Below are 8,331 nucleotides of genomic sequence, written 5' to 3'. Positions count from 1 at the left end.
GCAACCCATTAAAATCATTCATCATTATAGCCTTTCGCCTTTCGGGCGTCACGCGCTGTTTTGGCTTCTGCGCCACTTTCCGTGCCACTTCTCGTCGCCGCACGTTCCATTCCAGCCCGTAAATCATCCATCTGCACATGCGCGTAACGCTGTGTGGTCGAGATGTCGGAGTGTCCAAGCAGCATTTGAGCAAGCCTTAAATTGCCTGTTGATCGCAATAAGCGTGTCGCAGCGGTGTGGCGCAGATCGTGGAACCGCAAGCCCTTCACGCCGGAAGCTGCACGCATTCGTCGCCACGTGGTCTTCAATCCGCTTTTGGTGATCGGGTAGCGTTCGCCCTTCACTCTACCGTCGCGGGTCTTCATGGCTTCGTATGTGAAGACGTGCAGCGGGTCGTGACCGTGAACAGATTTCAATATCTCGCCCATAGCTGCGGTGATCGGGATGGTGCGCGTTCTATCGCCCTTACCGGTGATCTTCATCTGGTCGGCAAACCATTCCACTTGCGGCCACGTTAGTTCGACAATCTCGGAGAGACGGCATCCGGAAACCAAGGCGAACGCCAGCACGGGCGCGTAATCGGGTCGGATGGTGGCGAATAGCGCTGTTTCCTCAACAACGCTGGCTTCCCGCACGACCTCTTGTGCTTCCGCCATCCGATGGCGCTTCCAATCGATTGCAGGTGCAGGCAGTTTCCACACCAATTCCGCTCGCTTGCAGATCATCCGCAATGGCTCGATGACGCTTCGGTTCACGGTAGCATTGGACACGCGATCAGCTCGCCGTGTCGCAACCAGGTGCGCGACTTCGGAGTCCGTGATTGCAGCGAGACGCTTGCCTTTGCCAAGGTGACGCTCAAGCCAGCCGAAATAACGGAACAGATCCCCCGCCATCTTCAGGTGCTTCCCATGCTCATTCCAGTATCGTGAAGCTGCCGTGGTCACAGTCAGTGGGGCCGCGATTGGCTGGACGGACGTTTCAGCTTGGCGACGGATGTCTGCCTCATAGGCTTCTGCTTCGCGGCGGTTACCTTTGTCGGTTTGGCCTGAAAATCTACGACCTCGATATTGGAAGCGGTAGCTGTATGTCGTTTCGCCGGGGCGCTTATAGACTGACATTGCGACCTCTTCGCTTTGAATTCTTGCAGATCGTCGGGGTGGTATCGCGCACTGATACGGTTGCTACCCAAGCCGACATTGATAAACCGAACCTCGCCTGCCTTACGCAAGTCGCGCAAGGTGCGTTCGGAAATGCCTAGATTTTTGGCGGCTTCGCAAGGGCGTAGAAGCGCTTCGGTGGTTTTTGTCATTCGCTCTCCGCCTTTGGTTGGGTCGATGGGTAGAGTGATCTGAAGACAACAGGCACGTTCGGGCCACAGCGTTTGCAGAAAATGCCATGCGCATCGCGATAGAGTTCATCTCTTTTGTTACATGATTTGCATTCCAGCGTGCGCTTCTCAAATTCATATAGACCGCCGCTCATTCCGACTTCCATTCCACCCTAGAAGCCACGCCATGAAGGCCAGCACTCGCCAAGCGAGCGGCGCTAGGCCATTCCGTGTGGTTTGCGGTAATCTTGGCGTTACGCTTTGTGGTGAGCCAGAACACGTCTTCCTCGCCATTTTCGTGATATAGTGCCAACCACCATGAGCCGTGATCCATGCGTTCAAGCCGGAACATTTTGACCGGTCCAATCGCAACATCATCAAGGTTGCCGTCGCTGTCGTTATCTACACGACGAGATGCGCGGGCGGGCAGGGCATCCCGCAAGCCTTTTGCATATGCTTCGAGTACGTCGCGATCACCTTTCGCCCGCAGCCTCTCCACCTCTTCCCGTAGGGTCGGGGCTTCTCGTGCTTGGGATATGAGGGCGAGGGCAGTCGGTGGATATGCAACGGCCTCTTCAAGCGTGGTTCTGGCCTTCGTCCAAGCGGTTGCGCTTTCGTCGTAATCCCCGCTTTGCGCTGCAATCCTTACGTAGGCGTTCTCTGTGGCCTGCGCTTCCCGCGCCACCTTCTCCAGCCGGTCTAAGTCTTCTGTGGTGAGGGTCATCTATGCGTCCTCCTGCTGTGCGATAGCGATCATGGCTGCAACTAGAGATGAAAGCGTTGCGAGAGCTTCGTTGCGGTAAACCGCTCCCGAATTAACAAGACCAGAAAATCCGCCGCCGAACGAAGTTGGTGCACCACTGACGATTGCGCCATGCTTTGATCGGCGGACCGTCCATATCCAGTCAGGAGCAACTAAAAGAGAAAGCGCTGAAACCGCGTCCACGCTGTGCGTGTTGCCTTCTGCATAGATTTCCATCCACACACCTTCCGGTGCCGTGTCTTCCGATACTATGCGAACTTCGTAGGCTCCCCGTTGTCCGCGCCTTTTATCTCTATGCTCCCGCGACTCCACAACGCCTTCAGCGGGCGGGTTCAAGGCGATTTCTATCGCCGCATCCAGTTCCCTGCATGGCCCTGTAGCTTCATCCACGCGGCGCTTCAGGTCGCGCAGGGTGGTGAGGTTGGGGGAGGTCATTCGCCATACTCCAAACCATTGCAGCCGGTATGGTGTGCGCCATCTCCGCCGTCCCACACCGTGGGGCCATAAACGTTGGCTACAATCAGAAGTTGATGCGAATGGTCAGGGTCTACAGCCCGCAATGTCAGAGAACCGGAACCACCAAACGCAGTCAGCCCTGCTGCCTGAATATCCTTACCTAACCGCTCTGCCCGTTTGGCGAGGCGGGCAACGACCACAGGGTCAACGTTTGCTTGATTGCATTCATCCATCTTCGCACTCATTTTCTCGGCTCCTCTGGGAGTTGGATGGCGCGGACCAATGCAGGTGCGATTATCTCACCAGTGCCGAAGCAATCTTGGTAATCAATCCATTTTGCATAGATTGCCATGGGGCGGTCATCGTCATGCGCTGTGGCGCATTGCAAGACAGCTTCTGCGATAGCTTCGCCGTTGAAGTCTGCATCAAAAAGGCGATCATCTTTCACCAAGACGCGATGGCATCCAAGACCATAAGTTGAAAGATACTCGGCAGGCGTCATCCAATCCGCCCCACGCCGTTCTGCGGCTGCTATACGGTCATCAACAGCGTCAGCAGCGGTGAGGATGGTTCGCGCAACTTCTCGGCACCAATCAGAGGTCTTGCCGACGCCAAATGTTTCTTCGTCGTCCGCGTGAAGGTTCTCGAAAAAGAAAGCCTTCGCCGCCGCCTCTATGCGGGCTGTCTCGCGATCTTCTGGGGTGTCGGTCATTATTCGCACCACCCTGGTTTGCAGCCAAACAAATCCTCATCAGGAAAATCGTCTGGCGCTTCGGCGTCGCTTGGATTGGGTGCCACGTATTTACCGCGAGAGCTGTTGGCCCACTTCCGCATTTCTTTTGCGCCCTTCGCACCTAAGTGTCGGTGCGGTCGGTACATTGGGCGACCAATCTCTTCTTCAATTTTCTCGACCGCTTTCCAGTCATTTTCCGAAAACCCGCGCATATCGCTTTTGTTAGCGTTGATGCAGCGACACTCTCGCGATCTATGAGGCAGCACCTCAAATCCTGCGTGCTTAATAAGGACGTTGCGGTCCTCTTCCACCCAGTCAGCGAAGGGGGAGAGCATGACTCGTCCACCATGGTTTTCGCTCCGAGGAAGCCATTCTGGTGCAGATTCTCGTGCTTGGCTTTCTTGGCGGCGAACACCGATTAGGCACACTGCACGAGTGTTCGGGTCATTTTCTTCAAGCCATCGAAGGCCTGGTTCGATCTTCAAGACGTATGAACACCATTGATAACGTTGTGTGGGGAACCCCTTCTTCTTACGCGCTAACTGGCGAAAGCCGATTGATGACGTTCGATGGCATACGAAGCCCAAAGATTTTGCCCACTCTTCGGCCTTTTCAACTCGCCCCATCCAGCCGTCCGCAGCCCATCCGGTGTCGGTGAAAACGACCGCTACATCCTCAAGGTTTTGCTCGTGCGCCCACTGAATAAGCGCAACGCTATCATTGCCGTAACTCGAAAAAATCACAAAGCGAGGCGCGATTGCTAAGGTGTCGGTCATCTACTCGCCCTCCTGATCGGAAAGAGAGCGGATGGCGGCGGCGGTGCTCCGGTGAGCATTCGCGAAAGCGTGGCACTCTGCCCAAAGGTCAGACCCGCTCCGATACTTTCTGGCCCTTTTTTCACTACCGTCTGCGCGTTCATCCGCAATCAGCGCACAGCGTTCCCGCTCTTCCTCCCGCACTCGCCTGCGGTCATCGGCTAGAGCAGGGGATGGGTTAGAAAATTTCGGGTCTGTGAATATTCGCCAATCACGACCGTCTGCCCGAAGAATGGTAGCCGCAGCAGGAACCATTTCAGGGGCGTCTATCGCCACCATCGGCCCTTGGTAATGAACTCCGTTTGGGTAGCGCCCTACATGACCGCAGCAGGAAGACCGCGTTTCAATGCCAGCCTTCCATAGGCTTTCAATGACACCTGCAATGCAGGCATCAACACAAACGGTTTTAGTGGTGTTAGGCAGATATAATCGGGGATCTAGCACCACTTCGGGCGTTCCGGTCTCTCCCGCCTCCTGCATGTTGTAGCTGATGCAATCGCAGCTTGGCGCTTCCCGCAGCGCTGCTATCTCTTCTTGAGGTGTAGGGGAGGTCACTGGCATGAGAACCACACGAGCGCTGTCGCGATACCGTTGTCGCTCAACATCGCTCAACTCGTTCCATGGAAGCCCTTCGGTTGTGGCCTCCCAGATCGCCTTTGCGACAGTTTCGGCGCGTTCCTCTGATATGTCGGTCATGTCTTTGCTCTCGCTACGGGCTCACCGGCTTCCCATTTGTTCGTCCCGGCCAGCCATTCAAGCGCCTTGGAATATGGCACGTAGAGCGGATGTTTCGGTGCTCCACTGCGGTTCTTGCCCAAGCACCAGAGTGTCACCTTCCGACGTGATGCTTGCGTTGAAAACCATGCGTAAGGTGCCAGTCGATGGCCCGGTTCTCCCCAGCCGCAAACCACATCAGCAGCACCCGCTGCCGCAAGGTCGAGTGCGCGTGTCAGGTAATCGGCATTGTCAGGACCAAAGCGCTCACCGGATGGCATATCATCGAGAACACTCGGATCGGTGGACCGATAGGCCATGGAATTTAAAACCACGAGACCGCCATAACCGTTCTGCGATGCTCTTCGCTGGCAACGCTCGACAGTTGGGTCATTGGCTTCTGCATCGGCAGTTGATGGGTTCATCATAACCATCATCAACAACGGTTTTGATTGGTCCCAGATACGCCAAAGCAGATAGCGGTATTTTTCGCACGGCGAGAAGATCGCGCCCTTGCTCATCATCATATCGGTCATTTTTTTGTTCCAAATGTATTGCGGCTCTGCATCGGGCGATGACCCTTCTGGAAGCCTGCGGATTGAATGCTGCTCTTGAGCTTGCGAGGGGCAGCGCAGCGCTTTTCTGGCGCGGGACGGTTCTGTTTCTCAGGTGGCAAGACCATCATTCCGCGAGCGATCAGGTTCTCCATCGTCGCCGGTATTGCGCGGAACCACACAGCAGCCTCTTCGTCGGGTGCTAGGTTGTGGTGATCGATCGCGTCATGGCAGGCAGAACACGCGTGAGCACCCCAGAAGTCGTGGCTCTTGTTGCCCATACCGCTTACATTCGATGGAGCGTGAGCCAGCACTGTTGTGCCAGTATCGTGATTGCAGACGTTCAGGCGCAGTGTGCAGACCTGCCCACGAGCAGCATCGCGCAGCTTTGGGATTACCATGCCCATTATTCAGAGGCCTCTGAGAGCAGATTGGCAACTCGTTCGCGAGCGCCAGCGCAGCCGCGATCTGGATGGACATGGCAGAACCAAGTGTCGAGGTAAGCCTCGATCAAATCCGGCTCCATCTTTGCGAGTTCATCTGCGTATGGGGCGTAAAATCCACATTCAACAGCACAATCGTGACAAGGCTTACCCAAAGGCTTGACCTTGCGCTTCCAGCTTATGCAGTCGGTGAAGTAATCCACCCAGTTCATCGGCTTGGGTGCGGGAACGACAATACGCTTTAGGTCTTCAATCGTTGGCGTTTTCATCTAAGCCGCCTCCCTATCTGTATGGTTATTCCCTGTGCGGGCGGGGTCTGTGAATGACTTGGCCTTCCATGATAGGACAAAGCCTTTCCACTCCATCCGCATGTCGCACTTGATGAAAAACGGAATGTCTTTCACCTCGATCCAAAGGCGGTGAAGGAAGGCCCACGCCATGATGAAAGGGAATATCAGGATGATGATTGCTCGGACGCGCATCACTTCGCTCCCAAATGGAAGCGGGCCGTTGCCTTCACATCAGCGCCCATTGAGCACTTGTCGCTCACCAGCCATTCGAGATAGTCGGACGGCACGTCTGCGAACTTCATGCCGCGATGCTTCCCGAAATTTACGCGGGGCAGCATGCTAGGCTCACGGCTCCACTGGACCAGTTGTTCCAGCGAAACTTCGCGCAGCATCCGTTCCAGCAGATAGGCGGTGACGTAGCTGTCTGGCCCTGCACGGTGAGCGGGAAGGGTGCGGTCATAGTCCATGTCAGCATCGAGATTGAGCCAATACCGCAAGACACCATTCTTGTGCGATGGGGCGTCTTCCCAAAGGCGACGGCTGCACTTGAGGGTGCATATCCACTCGCGATCAACAGGGTAAAAGCCTTTGTCGAAGTCAGCATTGTGAGCGGCCAGATAGTCCGAACCAATCGATGGCTGCGGGTCCAACTGGCCCAGCATAGGTGCATCAGCAACCATGGCTTCGGTGATGTGGTGAACTGCCATTGCCTCAAGCCCGATTGGGTGCTTGGGCTTCAACAGGTGTGATATGGTTTCTCCAATTTCGGCAAAACCATCATCTCCAACCAGCAAGTCGGTCCATGCAATTTCGACCATGGAAGCGTCTGGCAGAAAGCCCGTTGTTTCGGTGTCGATTACGCGAATTGTTGTTGGATAAGTCACTAAGATAGTTCCTCCATGTCCTGCATCGTCAGCCCGATAACCTCACCGGCCTCAGCAGGCTTTCCGGCAATCACCGCCTCAACCATCTTTCGTGCTGCCGTAGTTGCCAGCTTGCCCCGTGCTTCAATCATTGGATCGTGCTTCATCCGAACCATCTTGCGGGCTTCTTCACTCTCGGCTTTCCAGAACGGAATGATGAAATCGGTAAGCACGTCCTTGTCGTCTTGGTTGAGGGTGGTGCGCTCTGGCTCAATACGAGTTTCAACGGCAGGGGCTGGCTCCTGCTCCTGCTGGTCAACTATCTCGCCAGTGTCGGCTTGTGATTGCTCTGGTTCGGACACAGCGCTCGCAGGGGCGTCTTCCAGCATGTTTCCGGTGCCAAACCCCTCATTGTGCAGAACGGGTTCTGCGGGCTTCTCTGCGGCTATGGATTTTAGGCGCTCTTGGGCGGTTGGTGCGCGGGGTGGGGTGACGTCGCGGGCGGCCATCGATGAAAGTTCTTCTGGGTCGTACATGCCGAGCAAGACATCTGGGCAATGCCGCCGCGCAAAAGCGCGTAGCGTATAGTAGGAATGCTGCTGGTCAGGGTCCGATTTCCATAATGGGCTGTTTTTTGGGGTAATCGCCTTGAAAGCAGGGGAGCGAACCTCTCGCTCTGCGCCATCGTTAAATGTTGCAGAGACAATGCAGACCCGATCTTGCCCTTCGCCTTCAAAGTTGACGTTCGGACGCTCTCGCAGTGGTGATCTAGAAATGACAATCGCCGCCAAAACCTGAGCTTCGTACCCAAGGTTGTCGTTGACGAAATAGCTTTTTCTGGCCAGTGCGTAAGGCGACATCTGAAAGCGTAGAGCGTCGTCTACAATGCCGAGGCACGCTCCTGCGTTACCGCGCAGATGCTTTGGAACTGCGGAGCCCGAAACGGCCATCATCTTCGCGTATTCCATAATCTGGCCCGCGTTTTGAAACGTGAGGCCTGATGATCCAACGGCGATTTCGTTGGAGATACTGCGGTCAATGCCGCTTTCAAGTCGTGCAATAGCGTTCATCGTGAAAAGTCCCTGTTTTGGTTTTGCTCGTAAATATCAGCCCATCGGCAATTGCCGGGCTTGTAGCCCTTGGTCCCATCGATCCTGTCAATCGAAGATTTCCCTGGAGGACGCCTTCCCATGTCGTGGAGGAAAGCTTGGTAGCTGTTCGCCCATCGGTCGCAGACTGAAATTCCACGATCAAAATAGATGTGGCGCTTCAGTTTGTTTTTTGGGGAACATCGGGACTTCATGGCGGTCCAAGCTAGATACTCGGTCGTATATCGGGACTCGCCATGGGTTGATGAACTAACATTGCGAGCC

At 55.4% G+C, this 8,331-nt stretch carries 13 protein-coding genes and 1 pseudogene; all 14 read right to left on the bottom strand.

What is annotated here, in order from left to right; genetic code table 11:
• Positions 1–14: 14 nt before the first annotated feature.
• Entirely contained in the window at positions 15–1,118 is a 1,104-nt protein-coding gene (locus R2A130_RS19100) for a site-specific integrase (protein WP_009465058.1), read from the bottom strand.
• Positions 1,119–1,135: 17 nt separating this feature from the next.
• A pseudogene (locus R2A130_RS19145) lies at positions 1,136–1,309 on the bottom strand (helix-turn-helix domain-containing protein); the annotation flags it as partial.
• Between the two features lie 169 nt (positions 1,310–1,478).
• Positions 1,479–2,051: a hypothetical protein gene (locus tag R2A130_RS13440; RefSeq protein WP_009465055.1), complete on the bottom strand. Its 573-nt coding sequence runs from the start codon at positions 2,049–2,051 to the stop codon at positions 1,479–1,481.
• Positions 2,052–2,525, bottom strand: coding sequence for a hypothetical protein (locus tag R2A130_RS13435; protein WP_009465054.1), 474 nt, complete (start codon positions 2,523–2,525; stop codon positions 2,052–2,054).
• Entirely contained in the window at positions 2,522–2,791 is a 270-nt protein-coding gene (locus R2A130_RS13430; RefSeq protein ID WP_009465053.1) for a hypothetical protein, read from the bottom strand. The genes R2A130_RS13435 and R2A130_RS13430 overlap by 4 nt, the downstream gene beginning before the upstream one ends.
• Positions 2,788–3,258 carry a hypothetical protein gene (locus R2A130_RS13425; protein WP_009465052.1) on the bottom strand — a complete coding sequence of 157 codons (471 nt, stop codon included), beginning with the start codon at positions 3,256–3,258 and terminating at the stop codon, positions 2,788–2,790. The genes R2A130_RS13430 and R2A130_RS13425 overlap by 4 nt, the downstream gene beginning before the upstream one ends.
• Positions 3,258–4,055: a phosphoadenosine phosphosulfate reductase family protein gene (locus R2A130_RS13420; RefSeq protein ID WP_009465051.1), complete on the bottom strand. Its 798-nt coding sequence runs from the start codon at positions 4,053–4,055 to the stop codon at positions 3,258–3,260. Before R2A130_RS13420 ends, R2A130_RS13425 begins: the two co-directional genes overlap by 1 nt.
• Positions 4,056–4,790 carry a hypothetical protein gene (locus tag R2A130_RS13415; protein ID WP_040306046.1) on the bottom strand — a complete coding sequence of 245 codons (735 nt, stop codon included), beginning with the start codon at positions 4,788–4,790 and terminating at the stop codon, positions 4,056–4,058.
• Complete coding sequence (locus tag R2A130_RS13410) at positions 4,787–5,344, bottom strand: DUF1643 domain-containing protein (protein ID WP_009465050.1); 558 nt, start codon at positions 5,342–5,344, stop codon at positions 4,787–4,789. The genes R2A130_RS13415 and R2A130_RS13410 overlap by 4 nt, the downstream gene beginning before the upstream one ends.
• Entirely contained in the window at positions 5,341–5,763 is a 423-nt protein-coding gene (locus R2A130_RS13405) for a nuclease domain-containing protein (protein WP_198008738.1), read from the bottom strand. The genes R2A130_RS13410 and R2A130_RS13405 overlap by 4 nt, the downstream gene beginning before the upstream one ends.
• 5 nt (positions 5,764–5,768) lie before the next feature.
• Positions 5,769–6,074, bottom strand: a complete 306-nt coding sequence (locus R2A130_RS13400) for a hypothetical protein (protein ID WP_009465048.1) — start codon at positions 6,072–6,074, stop codon at positions 5,769–5,771.
• Positions 6,075–6,287, bottom strand: coding sequence for a hypothetical protein (locus R2A130_RS13395; RefSeq protein ID WP_009465047.1), 213 nt, complete (start codon positions 6,285–6,287; stop codon positions 6,075–6,077).
• A complete protein-coding gene (locus R2A130_RS13390) occupies positions 6,287–6,979 on the bottom strand; it encodes an exonuclease domain-containing protein (RefSeq protein WP_009465046.1) in 693 nt (230 codons plus the stop codon). The genes R2A130_RS13395 and R2A130_RS13390 overlap by 1 nt, the downstream gene beginning before the upstream one ends.
• Positions 6,979–8,028 carry a recombinase RecT gene (locus R2A130_RS17730; RefSeq protein ID WP_009465045.1) on the bottom strand — a complete coding sequence of 350 codons (1,050 nt, stop codon included), beginning with the start codon at positions 8,026–8,028 and terminating at the stop codon, positions 6,979–6,981. The genes R2A130_RS13390 and R2A130_RS17730 overlap by 1 nt, the downstream gene beginning before the upstream one ends.
• Positions 8,029–8,331 lie beyond the last annotated feature (303 nt).

The sequence above is a fragment of the Ahrensia sp. R2A130 genome (genome assembly GCF_000179775.1).
GTDB lineage: Bacteria > Pseudomonadota > Alphaproteobacteria > Rhizobiales > Rhizobiaceae > Pseudahrensia.
This window is presented reverse-complemented; position numbering and strand designations above follow the sequence as displayed.